Annotated in this window: 12 protein-coding genes; 9 read left to right on the plus strand and 3 right to left on the minus strand. The window is 53.5% G+C overall.

Features of this window, described 5'->3' with window-relative positions; all coding sequences use genetic code 11:
• Positions 1-14 precede the first annotated feature (14 nt).
• The 3 genes from ACI5FR_RS15070 to ACI5FR_RS15080 all read right to left on the minus strand — a co-directional run bounded on the left by ACI5FR_RS15070 (position 15) and on the right by ACI5FR_RS15080 (position 2,382).
• Entirely contained in the window at positions 15-863 is an 849-nt protein-coding gene (locus ACI5FR_RS15070) for an alpha/beta hydrolase (protein ID WP_405455571.1), read from the minus strand.
• A gap of 23 nt (positions 864-886) precedes the next feature.
• Complete coding sequence (locus ACI5FR_RS15075; RefSeq protein WP_405455574.1) at positions 887-1,639, minus strand: hypothetical protein; 753 nt, start codon at positions 1,637-1,639, stop codon at positions 887-889.
• Between the two features lie 140 nt (positions 1,640-1,779).
• Positions 1,780-2,382, minus strand: coding sequence for a TetR/AcrR family transcriptional regulator (locus ACI5FR_RS15080; protein ID WP_405455577.1), 603 nt, complete (start codon positions 2,380-2,382; stop codon positions 1,780-1,782).
• Positions 2,383-2,541: 159 nt separating this feature from the next.
• Here ACI5FR_RS15080 and ACI5FR_RS15085 point away from each other — a divergent pair, with 159 nt between their 5' ends.
• The 9 genes from ACI5FR_RS15085 to melA all read left to right on the plus strand — a co-directional run bounded on the left by ACI5FR_RS15085 (position 2,542) and on the right by melA (position 16,689).
• Positions 2,542-3,423 carry an ABC transporter ATP-binding protein gene (locus ACI5FR_RS15085; RefSeq protein WP_405455578.1) on the plus strand — a complete coding sequence of 294 codons (882 nt, stop codon included), beginning with the start codon at positions 2,542-2,544 and terminating at the stop codon, positions 3,421-3,423.
• Complete coding sequence (locus ACI5FR_RS15090) at positions 3,420-4,232, plus strand: permease (protein WP_405455580.1); 813 nt, start codon at positions 3,420-3,422, stop codon at positions 4,230-4,232. The genes ACI5FR_RS15085 and ACI5FR_RS15090 overlap by 4 nt, the downstream gene beginning before the upstream one ends.
• Positions 4,233-4,810: 578 nt before the next feature.
• Positions 4,811-5,881: a cation diffusion facilitator family transporter gene (locus ACI5FR_RS15095; protein ID WP_405455582.1), complete on the plus strand. Its 1,071-nt coding sequence runs from the start codon at positions 4,811-4,813 to the stop codon at positions 5,879-5,881.
• Between the two features lie 183 nt (positions 5,882-6,064).
• On the plus strand, positions 6,065-7,405 hold the full coding sequence (locus ACI5FR_RS15100; RefSeq protein ID WP_405455584.1) for an Nramp family divalent metal transporter: 1,341 nt from the start codon (positions 6,065-6,067) through the stop codon (positions 7,403-7,405).
• 301 nt (positions 7,406-7,706) lie between these two features.
• Positions 7,707-10,580: an exo-alpha-sialidase gene (locus tag ACI5FR_RS15105; protein WP_405455585.1), complete on the plus strand. Its 2,874-nt coding sequence runs from the start codon at positions 7,707-7,709 to the stop codon at positions 10,578-10,580.
• 260 nt (positions 10,581-10,840) lie between these two features.
• On the plus strand, positions 10,841-12,643 hold the full coding sequence (locus ACI5FR_RS15110) for a sialidase family protein (protein WP_405455587.1): 1,803 nt from the start codon (positions 10,841-10,843) through the stop codon (positions 12,641-12,643).
• Between the two features lie 165 nt (positions 12,644-12,808).
• A complete protein-coding gene (locus ACI5FR_RS15115) occupies positions 12,809-13,846 on the plus strand; it encodes a sialidase family protein (protein ID WP_405455589.1) in 1,038 nt (345 codons plus the stop codon).
• Between the two features lie 115 nt (positions 13,847-13,961).
• On the plus strand, positions 13,962-15,293 hold the full coding sequence (locus ACI5FR_RS15120) for an ABC transporter substrate-binding protein (RefSeq protein WP_405455592.1): 1,332 nt from the start codon (positions 13,962-13,964) through the stop codon (positions 15,291-15,293).
• Positions 15,265-16,689 carry an alpha-galactosidase gene (melA, locus tag ACI5FR_RS15125; protein WP_405455595.1) on the plus strand — a complete coding sequence of 475 codons (1,425 nt, stop codon included), beginning with the start codon at positions 15,265-15,267 and terminating at the stop codon, positions 16,687-16,689. The genes ACI5FR_RS15120 and melA overlap by 29 nt, the downstream gene beginning before the upstream one ends.
• Positions 16,690-16,721: the final 32 nt, after the last annotated feature.

Genomic DNA, 16,721 nt, shown 5'->3' on the forward strand with positions numbered 1-16,721 from the left:
GGTTATCTCCGCCGCTAGTTCTGCGTCTGCAGCCGTCGCTCCACCCAATCGACCATCGCCGTGAATACGGTGTCGCGGTCCAGCTCGTTGTGCAGCTCATGCTTGAGGCCCGGCCATTCCCGGAACTCGGCTTTCCCCAGGGAACGCTCCGAGAATTGCCGGCTCGCGTGGATCGAGGTGACCTTATCGTTCCCGCCGTGCAGGAGCAGGATGGGCACACCGAGCTCGCCCGCATGCTGGAGCGCCCATCGCCCGGCACGCGCCACCCCGAAGAAGAACCTTGCCGTAATGTGGCCATGGCGAACGGTATCCTCCTCGATCCGGCGGATCATGACCGGATCCGAGGTCAAGTTGTTCGGCCTCATCGGCCGGTAATTGGAGTACTGGGGATACAACCGTTCCATGAGGCTTCCCATCACGTATGTCAGCTTCGGCGGATCGAAAGCCAGCTTGAGCCAGGGGCTCGAGATGATCGCCCCTTGGATGTCCGGCTTGCGCCGCAGCAAGTAGTTAAGCGTCACATTGCCGCCCATGCTGTGTCCGTACAGGAACCGGGGCACGCCCGGATAACGCTTGTCGGCTTCCTCCAGCATCCGGTCGATGCCTTCCAGGAGATGCTCATACGTGGGCGCATGCCCGCGCTGTCCCTCGGTCTGGCCGTGCCCCCGTTGGTCGAAGAGCAGCACGGCGTAGCCTTGCTCCACGAACATCTCCGCCACGTGCCTATACAGCTCCGTATGCTCTCCCATGCCGTGTACGATGCCGATCACGGCCCGAACGCCGCTCCGGGTCTCGGGTTCGTGGGCGCACGCGAACATCCGGGTCCCGTCCCCGCAACGCCATTCGAACGATTCATAAGCCATCCAGGCCGCCCCCTTGTAACAAACTAATTGATTAGCGCCAACATCTGGTACACCGGCCGGTTGTCCCCAGCGAGGCGGACTTGCCTGCTCCGCAGCTGCGAAGAACCGTCCCCATCGAGGAATATTCCGTCCACCAAACCGCGATGACCTAATGTCTCTAGAATCGCGGCGCGGAATTGCGGGACTGTGCACGGGGTCGGAGTCACGATCATGTACACGTTCTGCCGAGTGTCGTACACAAGCCCGGAACGAAGCCGCTCTTCGTCATACGCCGGCATCTGCTCCTCGATCATGCTCGCTTCCCAGCTCGTCTCCCGGTCCAGCCCCATGCTGACGCCGCCCTGCGCCCAGAAGCGCCGAGGGTCGGTCACCCGCAGCTCGCTCGCATCCGCCGCCACCTGCACGGAGAACCGCTGCGCAGCCTCATCCCAGACGAGCGTCCCGCGCCGTAGGTCGGAGTCCACGCCTCGGTTGAACCAGCCGGAGCCGTACTGCTCCGGTTCGCCCTTCACCGGCCGGCCGTTCTTCACGGCGATGCTCAGCAAATAGCCTTCCCAGAAAAAACCTCCGTTGATTCCATAGAAAGGAGCCGCGGTCACATTGCTCTCGATCGGCACCAGCTGAATGTTATCCGGTCGAGTCTCCATCATATGCAGCACAATCCCGTCGGCGGAACGAAGCTTCATGTAAGTATAGTGGGTCGGATAGATCGGTTCCTGTCGCGGATGGAAGACGATTAGAGTCGTCGCGAGGCTGATCAGGAAGACGATGGCCACGAGGGCCCTATGCGATCTCAGAGGGGCTGGAAGCCGGGCCAGCCATACTCTCGTTTGGGAAGCGATGGATGGTTTCATACTTTGGATTATACTGGATTTCGGTTCGCGAAAATAGATGGTTCCCCATCACTTCCGAAGGCTTACCGGGATTCTTCGTTCTGATTCAGGATACCGTAGAAAAACAGGTCGATGATTTCCTCCACGCCCCCCGGCCGGTCCAACTGGCTTATGACTTCCTCCGAGAACGCGGCTATCGCTTGAGTGAGCAAATTCATATACATGAGCAGCGCCTCGTCATGAATGTGGCTTCGCACTTTCCCGTACGCCCTGCCCTCCTGAACCAGCTTCAGGAATAACGGAATCGAGTGCTCGTGATTAAAGGCTTGGACGTAAGCGTGCATCTCCGGATTGTCCGCAATAAGCCTCACGTAAGTATCCGGATGCACGAGCTGGGACGCTTCGCGCTTCATCAGGATCATCCGCTTCAGCTTCTCGTCGAAGGACAGGCCGCTTTCCACCAGCTGTTTGAACTGCTCGACTCTGTCGCCGAACATCCGCTTGAGCGCGGCGATCAGCAGCGCTTCCTTGCTGCCGTAGTAATTATAGATCGTCACCTGGGAGACGCGGGCAAGCTTTGCGATCTCGGCGACCGCGATGTCCTGCACCGGCTTATGAAGCATTTGGATGGCGCATTGCTCGATTTGGTCCATTTTGGCTTTCGTTCGTTTCTGAAACCCGTTCAACGCGGTGGCCCCCAGACTTTCGATATGTGCTTCTAGTATACCATGTTTTGAAATATTTTTGCATTCATAGTTTAAAACTACTTCACAAATCGGAGGGGAAGGTGTATATTGGTTTTGAACTAATCGATGTATCATATTTCAAAAAAAGAAGGTGCAAGCATGATTAAACTGGATCGGTTGACGCGTACGTTCAAGAACGGCAAAGGGATTTTCGATGTGTCGTTCGAGGTAGGGCGCGGCGAGGTGTTCGGATTCATAGGTCCGAACGGCGCCGGGAAGTCGACCACCATTCGCCACCTGATGGGCTTCGCCCGGGCGGATCGGGGCCAGGCCATTGTGAACGGAATGGACGCATGGAAGGATGCGCCGGAGATTAAACGTTATGTCGGCTATTTGCCTGGGGAGATTGCGTTTCTCGAGCGAATGAGCGGCTTGGAATTCCTCCAACTGCTGGGCGACATGCGCGGGATGAAGTCCACCAAGAAACGCGAGACGCTCATACAGCGGTTCGAGTTCGATCCGGGTACTCCGATCGTGAAGATGTCCAAGGGGATGAAGCAAAAGGTAGGGCTTGTCGCCGCCTTCATGCACGATCCATATATCGTCGTGTTAGATGAGCCGACCTCGGGTCTCGATCCGCTCATGCAGCAACGGTTCATCGAGCTGATCCTGGAGGAGAAGCAGGCAGGCAAGACGATCTTCATGTCCTCCCATATTTTCACCGAGATGGAGAAGACGTGCGACCGGGCCGCGATGATCAAGGATGGACGCATCATTCTCGAGGAATCGATCGAAGCGATCCGCGCCCGACGGAAGCAAAAGCTGTTCGTGACGCTGGCGGACGAAGAAGAGGCAAGGCGGTTCGTCGGTCATCCGCTCGTCGCCTCCGTGAACGGGAGAGTCGCCGAATTTCATATACAGGACAATTGGAATGAGATAATCCGGCTGCTGTCGACGGTCCGGGTCGTGAAGCTCCAGGAGATCGAGCAAGACCTGGAGGACTTGTTCTTGAACTATTACGCAAAGGAGGGCTCGCAATGAGCTTGGTGTTGTTCCGGGCACTGCTGAAGCGCAATACGAAGCTGATCGCTGGCTATGGCATCGGGTCTTCGCTGTACTTGCTTATGATGGCTGCCATCTTCCCAAGCATCAAGACGGCATTGGAAGCGAAGATGGAGCTATACGAGGATATGCCGGAGGGATTCCGGGCAGCCTTCGGGATGGAGAACGGCATGGCCATTCAGAATGTAACTGACGTGCTGTCGATGCAATATTACAGTCTGATCTTCCTGCTGCTCATGACGCTGTTCACGCTGTCCCTCGCAGGCAAAATGCTGGCGCATTTCATGGAACAAGGCAGCATGGCCTACCTGCTGTCCGCTCCCATTCGCCGAACGACGGTGCTCGGGACGCTGATGGCGGTGTTCCTCACCGGCCTGTTCATCGTGATCGCGCTGAACGTCTTGTTCAGCTTTGCCGGCGGCTGGCTCGTCGGGGAACCGATCGGGAACGGCGGCGCGTTTCTTACGCTGCATGTGATGGGATTCCTCCTGTTCGCTGCGGTAGGCGGGTATTGCTTTCTCCTCGCGGTCTTGACCGGCGACGAGCGCAAGACGGTTGCGTATGCCGGCGGTCTGACGCTCGTATTCTACGCGCTGGATTTGATCGGGAAGCTGAGCGACACTTTCGCATCCAAGCGGTACGCGTCCGTGTTCTACTGGTTCCAGCCGAACGAAATCCTGGATGGCACCGCCTCGTTCCTGAACGCCGTGCTCGTATATGCGGCCATCGGCGTCGTCTGCTACGTGCTCGCCCTGGTGCTGTTCCGGCGCAAGAGCATGATGCTGTAAAGGGAGCTGCTTCTTTTGCTCGCATCCCCACCTCTGGAGAATTCTCCAGAGGTTTTTTGAAGTCGACAAATGGGTGGCGTGAGTTGGAGCTGCTTAGTTCGAATTTGGAGACAGTCACTCTTGGAGGAAGCTCCTTCTGCCGAATCTGCCCTCCGAGTAAGAATGACGTGTAGTTTGATTTTGCCAAACTGGAGTCGGGGCCCAAGGAAAGACCATGCTATGCAGTTCGATATTGCCTAACTAAATGGCGGTATTCCACGGCCCGTGTTCTTAACGTGCGTTGCAATTCGGCGAAATCGAACTAGAGCTCATCCATAGTAAATCTAGCCTTCTGTAAGTTGATGAAATCGAACTAATTCGGCAAAACTCGAACTGCGTGTGGCAATCCGGCATTCAGAAACCATGTATGTGGGAGTAATCGAACTGCGCTTGGCAATTGAGGTTGACAGACGGCCCCACTAGCGCATATAACTAATATATGAACACTTATTCATATGTTATTGTTCGCCTTTCCGGGCAACCTAATGGATTCTAGGCACATACATATGGTAAGGAGCTTGAGTAGGGGGCGTATTCCAATGTCGATTCATGAGGACCGGTATCATAATAAGTCCAACGCTAAGCACGACCATAAATCTGGCTGTGACCACGAGCATGAGCACGATCACCATCACGACCACAAGGACCCCAAGCATGACCATCGTGACGGACAGGAACGCCATCACAGCCATCATAGCCATCACGATCATGATCACTTCGGGCATGCGCATCATCACCACGGGTCCGACGGCAGCCGCAGAGGGCTCATGATCGCCTTGATCATTACCTCCGGCATTTTGCTGCTCGAGTTTATAGGCGGACTCGTGACCCGCAGCCTGGCCTTGCTCTCCGACAGCGGGCATATGCTGAGCGACGCGGCGTCGCTGCTACTTAGCCTCGTAGCCGTCGGATTCGCAGCCAAAGCGCCGTCTCCGGGGAAAACGTACGGGTACTACCGGTTTGAAATTTTAGCTGCCCTCATCAACGGCATTACCCTTGTCATCGTGTCGGGGTTTATCCTATGGGAGGCGATCGGCAGGCTGCAGGCACCGCCGGAAGTGAGCAGCGGCTGGATGATGCTGATCGCATGCGTCGGCTTGCTCGCCAACCTCGCCAGCGCATGGTCGCTCCTGCGGCAGGGCAACCTAGAAGACAACTTGAACGTGCGAAGCGCCTACTTGCACGTCATGGGGGATGCCCTTGGATCGGTCGGGGCGTTGCTGGCGGGTGCGGTGATGGCCTTATTCGGCTGGTACATCGCCGACCCCATCATCAGCATGATTGTGGCGCTGCTCATCCTCAAGAGCGCATGGGGCATTCTGAATCGCTCGGTGCATATTCTTATGGAAGGGACACCTTCCCGCGTGGATCAAAATCAAGTGAAAGAATCGCTGCTGACGATCGAGGGCGTGCTGAGCGTGCACGACGTGCATATCTGGTCGCTTACCTCAGGGATGGACGCGTTCAGCTGCCACCTGGTCATCCGCGATGAAGCGGACAGTCAGACGGTACTCCAGGCGGCGATCGAAGCAATGGCCCAGCGTTTCCATATTACGCATACGACGATTCAAGTAGAGACCGCTCGCATTCAGCATGCGGAGTTGCATTAGCCTTTTTTTCGCTAGATGTCCCAAAAGTTGCGTTTGACAAACTTTTTTTGCTATGTACAATAAAGATAGGAAACATTAGAATGTTGCCGTCATAAATTGAGTGAGAGCTCGATTTTTTTTCGAATGAAAGTTGGCCTGAACCAACTTATTGTCCCTAGACAAACATTAATTGAGGTGAGTACGATGAATGACACGACCGCGCAAACTCGCGAGCTCGGCTGGAGACAATCTCGGGATGCCGAGACGCTTCCCGAAGTGTACCGGTCGATGCGGATCCCGACCAAAGGGTCCGTTATCAAAAAATTTCTCGCCTTTGCCGGGCCCGGCTACCTGGTAGCCGTAGGCTATATGGATCCCGGCAACTGGGCTACCGATATTGCCGGCGGTTCCATGTTCGGCTACACGCTCTTATCCGTTATCTTGCTTTCCAACCTAATGGCGATCCTGCTGCAGGCTCTGGCCGGGAAATTAGGGATCGTCACCGGCCGCGACTTGGCACAGGCGTGCCGGGACCATTACAGCAAGCCGGTCTCCATGGTCTTGTGGGTGCTGTGCGAGCTGGCGATTGCCGCCTGCGACTTGGCGGAGGTCATCGGGACCGCGATCGCCTTGAATTTGTTATTCGGCATCCCGCTTATTTGGGGCGTGATCATTACGGCGGTCGATGTGCTGATCGTCCTGCTGTTGCAGCATAAAGGGTTCCGGTATATCGAAGCGCTGGTGATCACCCTTATGGGGACGATCGGCGTCTGCTTCCTGATCGAAGTGATTTGGTCCCGTCCGGAAATCGGCGGGGTGCTCCAAGGCTTCGTGCCTAGCGCCGAGATCATTAAGAACCCCGAGATGCTGTACATCGCCATCGGGATTCTGGGAGCTACGGTGATGCCGCATAACCTGTACTTGCATTCGTCTATCGTGCAAACGCGGCAGTATGAGCAGACCTCGCTAGGCAAGCGTGAAGCGATTCGGTTCTCCACGTGGGATTCCACGATCGCCTTGTTTTTCGCCCTGCTGATCAACGCCTCGATCCTGATCGTATCCGCAGCGGCCTTCCATACGGCCGGATTTACGGATATCGCGGACATCAACGATGCTTATCATTTGCTCACTCCGATATTAGGGTCTACGATCGCCAGCATCTTATTCGGGGTCGCTCTGCTCGCCGCCGGGCAGAACTCGACCTTAACCGGCACTCTGGCCGGTCAGATCGTCATGGAGGGCTTCCTGAATATCCGGCTGCCAGCATGGCTGAGACGGCTGATTACACGCTTGATCGCGATCATCCCGGCCGTCATCGTAACGGCGATCGCCGGCGAGGACGGCACGATGGACCTGCTCATCCTGAGCCAAGTCATCTTGAGCTTCCAGCTCTCGTTTGCCGTCATCCCGCTCGTGAAATTCACGAATGACAAGAAGAAGATGGGCGAATTCGCCAACCCGCTCTGGATGAAGATATTGGCGTGGACCGTAGCTGTTTTTATCGCCGTGTTGAATGCGTACTTGCTTGTCATGACGGTATTCTGATCAAGAAAAACATATCCTCCGTCACCAATAAACCGTGTCCCCTTTTCCGGCGGCACGGTTTTTAGTTTGTTCGGGACCGATAACAAGTTCAGCCGCTTCCTCTGATTTGATAGCACATGAATAGCGAAATATTAAACTTTTGACAATGTCACATTTGACCATAACGATGTCATGAATTCGTCATTTGAAGTTCTCCAGGGTGGTTCTATAATTTGTTTTGCTTAACCAGATTTTATTTCAGAGAAAGGAGGAAGCGCTTACAAACGGGCATTTTAATTCGATAACGGGAGGAATTGAAAAGATGACCCAAATGAGTAAGTTTATCAAGACATGGACGAAATATGGGATCGGGCTGATGACGATAGGGGTTACCGGATTTGGTCTGGCATCGGTCGCAAGTGCACAAACGGAGGTGATGCAGTACCCTGCAGGCGATCCTACTCAAATCGTCTGGAAAGCCCAAGATTCCGGGGGAGTCCGCGAGTTGTCGCAGTTTCCGTTCGCGTATTCCTTCGATACGGTAAATCCGCAGGGTGATACGGTTCGCAAAGTATTTGTCAGTTGGTCGGCTTCGCTTGATACCAGCTCTACTCCGCCGTTATATCGTTACTCCGTGTCTGACGACGGTGGAGTCACCTATCGAAAGGACTCGAACGGCAACCAGATCGTGAAGGAGGAAGGAGTCACATTCACCAATTCAATCAAGAAGAGGGACGGAAGTATCGTTAGCGTTGACTTCGTCCCCGTTCCGTCAAGCACGACATCGTCCGATTGGGATATTAATTATCACACTTCAACGGACAACGGTGAAACATGGACTCATCATGTGACGGCAGGAGATATCGGGAAGGTGACTTTCCCTGTGAATGTAGATTGGTTTCGTCTGCATAGGGGAATCGTCGAGAATAGCGACGGATCGCTGCTGGCGGTTGCCTACGGCAACTTCAACACCGACCCAACCGACACCATTGAGCAGCAGCAGGGGTCGTCGATCGTGACCGGATCTACCCGAAGGGATCGCGCCATGCTTATTAAATCGGTCGACGGCGGAGTCAATTGGTCGTACGTATCCACCATTGCTTATGATCGAAATTTGTACAACAGCTACAAACAGACCGGGGTCATCGACCGATATGACCGGTATGAGGGTTTCAATGAGACGGCGCTTGCGCGAACCAAAGACGGGAATCTTCTGGCTGTCTTGAGAACGGGAGGCTATATATCACTGTACCAAAGCCGTTCCACAGATAACGGAATAACGTGGTCGGCGCCGCAGCTTCTCCCGAGCGTGACCGACTTTAACGATCAGCAAAGCGTCGACCCCGACTTGCTTCTTATGCCTAACGGAACGCTCGTTTTGAGCTATGGACGAAGCTATACGAAGCTTCTTGTGTCAGACGACGGGAACGGGAATAGCTGGACCGCTCCTCCCTTGATCACCTATAACGAAATTCCCGGCTCGAATACGAAAGAAACATCAGGCTACACAGCGATTGTCCCTGTCGGGCCGAACAGGCTGCAAGTATACGGGGACACGGGAGCAAACTGGTCATATCCTGCCTCGGATCCCGTAAATCGATTCAGTATCTGGAGTAAATATGTGGATATCGCAAATACATCGAGGTTTAACAAGATAGACCTGAAGACCATGCATAAGCTAGGACAAATTGCGGTTTCGACCGATATGAACTATACCGACTCGGCTCATCCGGAAGCGCGCGTCTCCGGAGCATTCGACGGAAGCACCGATTATTGGAGCAGCGCCTTCAAGTCGGGAACCGCAGGCTCTTTTCAGATCGATCTGAATCGGATCTATCGAATCACCGATCTTGGGATCAGTTTAAAGAACGGAAGCTCTCAGTCAGCCTCGATCTATTTCTCCATCGACGGTACGAACTGGGGACAGGCGGTCAAGAGCTATTCGAATGCGAAGCATTATGCCCTCGACTATACCAGGTTCAATGTGCCGATCTCCGCTCGTTACGTAAAAGTGGTCGCCACGGGTACGGACGGTATGGTCAGCTTGAACGAAATCGAACTATACACGGATGAAGACACGTTCGAGAATCATCCGACTCCCAAAGCGCCAACCGGCTATCAGAATGCTAAAATGGCTTGGGTCAGCGAAGGCGATGCTTTCGAGAGCAAGCGTTCACTGATCATCAGTGACACAAGCAGCACCCAAATCGCAGAGATTTTCAAGTATGGCGTGGAAACCGCAACGAAGAGCCTATCCTTCCGAGTAAATCCTAAGACGATAGCCAGTGCGTTTATGTTTGACATTAAAGGAGTCGTCACTTCCGGTACGACTTCCGTCTTTCATTTGGCTGTTTTCCCTGACGGAAGTATTAAATCTTATAACGGCTCCTCCTGGGTGTCCGTCAGTGCGGCGGGAACCGTACCGATGAATTCGTGGAGTTTGATACGGGTTGACGCGACCAAGACGAGCGCAAATCTATATGTTAACAATACTGCGGCAGGTACGGCTTCTCCATATGCCAATCCGGCTAATGTGGAGAGCTTGAACGGATTCAGCTTCTCAAGCGGAGGGACCGTTCCGGTAGGCGATTCGGTGTATGTTGACGACGTACTGTTCCAAGAGTATGCGAGCGCATACTACTCATTTGAAAGCGATACGGTAGGAAGTGCGCCACAAGGCTTTGTTGCCGGCTCCACAATGGCCACCGTGTCCGCAGCCAAGGCATACGCCGGAACCAAGTCGCTAAGAATTTTCGACAATTCTGCATCTGCAATCGCTAAAATTGAAAAGGCGGCCAATGCTTCGGACTACAAGGCCCTGGAATTTCGCGCATTTCTGGAGGCTGTGCCCAGCGCCTTTATCATGAATATTATGGGAGAGGTGACATCCGGGTCCGATACGATTTATCATTTGGCCATTTTCCCGGACGGAAGCGTCAAGTATTACAACGGCAGTTCGTGGATCCAGATTGCCGGGGCAGGAACAGTGTCCAACTTTCATAGTTGGAATTTAATTCGAGTCGAAGCAAACAAAACGGCAGCCAACGTATACATCAATAACAACTGGATTGGAACCGCAGGCATGCAAGTCAATCCTTCGAGCGTGCAATCGTTGACCGGTTTCCAATATGCAAGCGGCGGCACAGTGCCTGCCGGGGATGACGTATACGTCGATGATGTGTATTATGGTCCTTGAGACTTATAAAAGGTTCACAATCCGCGGGATGCATCTGCATCCCGCTTTTTGGGTATATCACGGAATAGCATAAATAACGTTGAAGTATCACTTTGTTTACCAATATCAAATTTTTACCCATTTTAATCATAAACGAGTTATTTTCTTTTACTGAGGGTTTACGTATGCTTGACTTAGGAAACGCTTACATTTGCGTCGTGAAGAAAAGAAGATTGCGGCGTGCGCGCAGCGCAAACAGCCGCCACCGGGAGGGAGCTAATATGTTGAACGAGAATACCCGTACATCGGAACATGGAGTCGTAACGACGAACAGAAGGTTCGCGCGCGAGCAAGAGGGCTTCTTGCGGGCCGTGGGACTCGCCGATAATGAAATTCCCAGATGCAGCACCATCCCGTTCGCGGCAGGGGCAGCATTGTCCGATTTCAGAGGGCGACTACCCGGCCATGCAGGTCCCCAACAATTGCGAACCTGGATCGAGTGGGAAACGACTCCGGCTGAATCCACCGAAGCGACCGTGTTTACATGGATTGGCGGCAGTCAGGTCAGACCGGTACGAGCTGCTTTTCCCTATGTCAAGGCCGCTCTCTTCGTGAATGGCCAGCCCGTGCTAAAGTTTGCGCTCGGTTTAGCCAAATCGTATGAGGTCAGCGAGAACGGCTTCAAGCTGAGCTTCGAGCCGAGAAGGTTTCAGTCGCTAGTGGAAGATAGCCATCGAGTCTGGCATCCGCATGGGATCAGCGGCTTCTATCGGCTCGAGGTACCGGCCTCGCATCTCGCAGCAGGCCAACCGCTCCGACTTCGTGTGGAGTTGGATCCCCCGCATGGCAATTACTCGGTGATCTACTATGTGAGCCCGCGAAGCGACGCGCTTCGCGTCGACCTGGTGACATTGCGCGACGAAGTCGCCCAACTGCAGTCGGATATGGTGCAGCTCAAGAAATCTCATGAGATGCTGTACACCCAGTTGTATCCGGAAATGTTTCCTAAACGGATCAACGGCAAGCTTGTGCTGATTCACACCGATGACACGCTGCACTACCACCCGGCCACGGTCTCCGTCTTATCTGACGGCGAAATTGTTGTCACGTTACGGGAAGCGACCGATCACTTGAGCCCGGATGGAAGATTGGTCCTGTTCCGCTCAAGAGATAACGGACACAGCTGGGGGAGCAAGGAATTGCTGTACGATCTGGGGAACGCCGACCACAGGTGCGGCCCCATCTTCGAGCTGCCGAACGGCGATTGGGTGACTACGGATTACCGGTACGGAGCGGCAGGATACGACGAAGCGGGGCTCTTCAAGCATTACTCAACCCGGGTAGATACGCCCACACTATGGGGGGCTTGGTCCACGGATAAGGGAAAGAGCTGGAGGTTTACAGATAAACCGATGACCGTTCCGGACGCTCCATTTCCATATGTCGAGGTCGAACGCCATATGATTCGACTGCCGAACGGGCGATTGCTCGTCGCGGGGAATTATTGCGACACCATGAAGCCGGACGGAGGGGCTGATTACACAAATGGGTTTGCATTGGTCATCTTCTATTCGGACGATGACGGCAGATCCTGGGATGTGCTTGCCAAGCTGCCGAGGCATCAGCATACGGGCGGGGAGCCAACCCTGTTGAGAACGAAGAGCGGCAAAATTCTCCTGCTCGCGAGAACGGAGCGAACTGGCTTCGAATGGATTCATAAAGGCCATATTCTCCAGTCGGAATCCTATGATGACGGTAGGACATGGAGCGGGCTGAGGCCGACTTCCCTGAGCAGTATGAGTTCTCCCGCTCACTTGCTGCAGCTGCAGGACGGCCGTATCTTATGCTCCCACGGCTCGAGAGAGCACCCAAATTCTATTTATGTGACGGTTAGCCATGACGAGGGAGCAACCTGGGCGACAGAGCATACGAAGATTTTGGCAAACGATCTGCCTTCCTTTGATTGCTGCTATCCCACCAGCGGTCAACTTGCTGACGGTACGATCATTACCGTTTGGTACGGGAATCTGTTCGGCAAGTTTTTTGCGAAAGCCATGCTGTATCAACCGGATCATCTAGGTTGAACGGAGGAAGGTCATCCAATGAAGATTAGCAATAAGGCTGGAAAAGCTGTCCCCTCCATTATTCTGGGAGAACCCGTAATCGTTTCTCAGGCGCCTCCGGATATCCGCAGTTGGGGGCCATGGCAATTCCCGCGATTATACCGATTGCCTGACGGAAGGCTTTGCGTGGAGTTTCATAAAGAAAAGGATTCGATCTCGGCATACGGATTTCCCAAGGGTATCGCCATATCGGAGGATGGCGGGCAGTCATGGCAGGAGACCCGCGAAGACCGTCCTCTCGGGCTGGTGCTGGCGAACGGCGACGTGCTTGCTCCGCTATGGAAGCCGAGCGAACATGTCGATCGACTTGAGATTAGGAAGGCTCCGGTATTTCTCAAGCCTTACTCATATGGCAATCTTATAAATTCGTTCTTCGACATCAATGATTTGCCAGAGTCCCTGCGATTGTTTTACTTCGCGCGCCAGGCTTGCGGCGCCGCAGAATGGCAAGTAGAACAGGCGCAACTGAATATTCCGGACGCCCTGAAAATCATGCAATCCGGCTTTATTCCGCATTCCGCGTTCTGGCGGATGCGGCTTGCGCCGAACGGCGACGTGTGGGGAATTCATTACCAGCACGGCTGGAATTTGAGTAAAGATGACGTGCAATTCCACACGCTGTTTTTCCGTTCGAAGAACCATGGCCGGAACTGGGATTATATCAGCTGCATACCGTATGAACCCGATCTGGAAGCCGATCCGAAAGGAGCGCTCCGCGACGGCTATGCGGAGCCGGACATTTGCTTTCTGCCGGACGGCTCCGTGTATTGTCTGATGCGTACTACGGATGGGAATGGCGTGGGACCGACGTTCTGGAGCAAAGCGCTCGATGACGGCATCACATGGAGCAAGCCTGCAGTGTTCGATGACTTAGGCGTATGGCCAACATTGCTCCATCTGGATTGCGGAGTGACCCTCGCGGTTTACGGCAGACCCGGACTGTACCTGAGGGCTTCGACAGATTCTGGCGGCATGATTTGGGGGGGGAGGCGAGAGATTATCAAACCGGGCGCTGCCCTGTCGAGCGGAACATGTGCGTATGCCGAACTTATCGCCCTGGACGATCATACCGCCTTGCTCGCGTATTCGGACTTTGATTATCCGAATCCGAACGGAGAGCCTTGCAAGACGATCTTAACCCGGTCCGTGGAGATGGCTCTTTGAACGCATAGCTTTGGGTTTTACAGGAATCGCTAATGGCTTAATTTCAGAACTGTAACCGCTCTCATTCCGGTCAGCTTGTATAAAAAGCACAAAAAAATAATCAGGAGGGTATGCCATGGTTAATAAGAGTGTGCTGTGGCTGTTTATGCTCATTTTGTTCTCGACTGTGCTTGCGGCTTGTTCCGGAGGCAACACCGGAAGCGAAAATAAGGGCGCCACGGCGTCCGAGAAGCCGGCGGCGGCTTCACAGAAGCCCGCAGAGCCGGTTGAGCTGATGTTCATGGGCTCCACCGATAAGGAAAGGTTCATGAGAGAGCATGGAAACGATCTTGCCCAAAAGTTCCCCAATATCAAAATCAATTATTACTTTCTAAGTGCGAAAGATGATGAGGAAAAAGGGCAGTTATCGATTCAAGGGGCGCTCACCAGAGGAATGGCCATTGACATCATGCACGTATCGCCGGACAATATTCAGCCCTATTTGATGGATACCCAATTGGGCTATGATATCAGCGACTTGATCAAGAAGCACAAATACGATTTGAGTGTGCTTTATCCGCAAGCTGTAGAAACCATTAAATTGATTACAGGCGGTCCGTTGTTTGGCTTGCCATCGAATCGCAGTGTCAACAAGTTATATTACAACCGAGACTTGTTCGACAAATTCGGAGTGTCCTATCCGAAGGACGGATTGACCTATGATGAGGTTTACGATCTGGCCAAACGGATGACGCGCACCGACAGCGGGGTGCAATATCAAGGGATCATCGTCGTATTTCCGACTCAAATGGGCATGAACCAGCTGTCTGCACCTTTTGTCGATCCGCAGACGAACAAGTCGACAGTGGCAACCGACCCCCGTTGGAGTAAAATGTTCGCCAATTTGGTTCGTTTCCATCAGATCCCCGGCAATGAAAAAATAGATGGAAACGCCTTTACCACAAACGGAACCGCGGCGATGTTTCTTACAGCCTACGATTTGAATCAAACCTGGAAGGTCAATTGGGACATAGCGCGGGTTCCGGAGTACCCGGAGCTTCCCGGAGTGGGCCCCGGAATGGCAGGCAGCATCTTTGCGCTGGCCAGCACAAGCAAGCATAAGGATGAAGCCTTCCAGGTGATCTCTTACCTGTCTTCTAAGGAAAAACTGCTGTCCATGGAGAGAGCCGGGGCGTTGACCGTAGTTAATTCGCCGGAATCGAAGCAGGTGTTTGGTAAAGACGCTGCCTGGCTTCAGGAGAAAAAAGTCAACTTGGCGGCGATGTTCCCCGAGAAGCCGGCAAAGTCCTATCAGATCACGAGGTATGACGGTTTGGTCCAAAAAGCTTTGAACAATCAGTTCAATCTGATGGTTCAAGGAAAAGTGCCCGATGTGAATACGGCCTTGCGCAACGCCGCAGATGACGCCGACAAAGCGATTGCTGAACAGCTCGCAGCTAAAAAATAATCTATGGTGCGGAGCAGTGACAAACGAAATTCCTGCTCCGCACCTCATTCTTGCTATCGGGAGGTACAAGATGAAGAAATTTGCGTTTATCGGTGCCGGAAGCTTCGCCTTTACCAGGAAATTGGTGCGTGACATTCTGTCATTCCCCGCATTTGCAGACAGCACGATCGCGCTGATGGATATTGACGGCGAACGGTTGTCGTTCATCAAGAGGGCAGTGGATAAAATCGTCGAGGCCGGCGGCTACCCTGCCAAGGTTATCGCAACGCAGGACCGGGCCGAGGCGTTGGCGGATGCAGACGGGATTATTTGCACCATTTTGTCGGGCACCGTGGATGTATGGCGGTATGATATTGAAATTCCGATGAAATATGGGGTCGATATTAACGTAGGGGATACCCGGGGACCGGCGGGCATTTTCCGGGCGCTGCGAACCATTCCCGCCATGCTTGATATTTGCCGCGATATAGAGAAGTACTGCCCGAACGCGGTTTTTCTAAATTACACCAACCCGATGACGATGCTGTGCGGAGCGATGCAAAATTTTACGAACGTCAATGTGACAGGGCTATGCCATAGCGTACAAGGGACGGCTCATATGTTGGCCCGCTGGATCGGTGCCCCTATGGATGAAATAACATACTTGTGTGGAGGCATCAATCATCAGGCATGGTTTCTTGAATTTAAGTGGAAGGGCAAGGATGCCAATCCTTTGATTCGCGACGCCATATTGAACAGCACGGAAATCTACAACGTGGAGCCTGTCCGAAACGAAATGTTTCTGCATCTAGATTACTACGTGACGGAATCGAGCGGTCATAACTCCGAGTACAATGCGTGGTTTCGAAAAAGAACCGATCTAATCCAAAAATATTGCGATACCGGCACGAGCTGGAACCCCGGGAAACACGCCTACATTCTGAATAGCTATTTGGCAAGGAAGGAAACATGGAAGGACGAAATCCTGAAATGGCTCGAACAGGAGACGGTGGATTTGCGCCGGGGACACGAATATGCGGCGAACATCTTCAACGCCATGCTAGGCGACGGTACGATGTTTAAGTTTAACGGAAACGTCAGTAATCGGGGGTATATCGAGAACCTTCCGGAACACTCCTGTGTCGAGGTGCCGATTTTGGCTTCCAAGAGCGGGTTGGAACCCATCCATGTCGGGGTGCTTCCGCCGCAGTTGGCCATTTTGAACAGCCTTAATGCGCAATGCGAGCAGCTGGCGGTGGAAGGATCCATGTCGGGCGATCCGCGAAAAATCTTCCATGCCATATGCCATGATCCGCTGACTGCCGCAGTTCTGAGCTTGGCTGAAATCAAACAAATGGTGGATGAGATGTTCCAGGCAAACCGGGAATGGCTTCCGCAGTTTAAGCATTTTTCATAGTGCAGTCGCAATGTGATTTAGGCTATTCTTTC

This window comes from Paenibacillus sp. HJGM_3, from assembly GCF_045062745.1.
GTDB lineage: Bacteria > Bacillota > Bacilli > Paenibacillales > NBRC-103111 > Paenibacillus_AA.

Coding starts and splice junctions, on each gene's coding strand:
- ACI5FR_RS15070 (WP_405455571.1), bottom strand. CDS start 863: ATGGCTTATGAATCGTTCGAATGGCGTTGCGGGGACGGGACCCGGATG.
- ACI5FR_RS15085 (WP_405455578.1), top strand. CDS start 2,542: ATGATTAAACTGGATCGGTTGACGCGTACGTTCAAGAACGGCAAAGGG.
- ACI5FR_RS15090 (WP_405455580.1), top strand. CDS start 3,420: ATGAGCTTGGTGTTGTTCCGGGCACTGCTGAAGCGCAATACGAAGCTG.
- ACI5FR_RS15095 (WP_405455582.1), top strand. CDS start 4,811: ATGTCGATTCATGAGGACCGGTATCATAATAAGTCCAACGCTAAGCAC.
- ACI5FR_RS15100 (WP_405455584.1), top strand. CDS start 6,065: ATGAATGACACGACCGCGCAAACTCGCGAGCTCGGCTGGAGACAATCT.
- ACI5FR_RS15105 (WP_405455585.1), top strand. CDS start 7,707: ATGACCCAAATGAGTAAGTTTATCAAGACATGGACGAAATATGGGATC.
- ACI5FR_RS15110 (WP_405455587.1), top strand. CDS start 10,841: ATGTTGAACGAGAATACCCGTACATCGGAACATGGAGTCGTAACGACG.
- ACI5FR_RS15120 (WP_405455592.1), top strand. CDS start 13,962: ATGGTTAATAAGAGTGTGCTGTGGCTGTTTATGCTCATTTTGTTCTCG.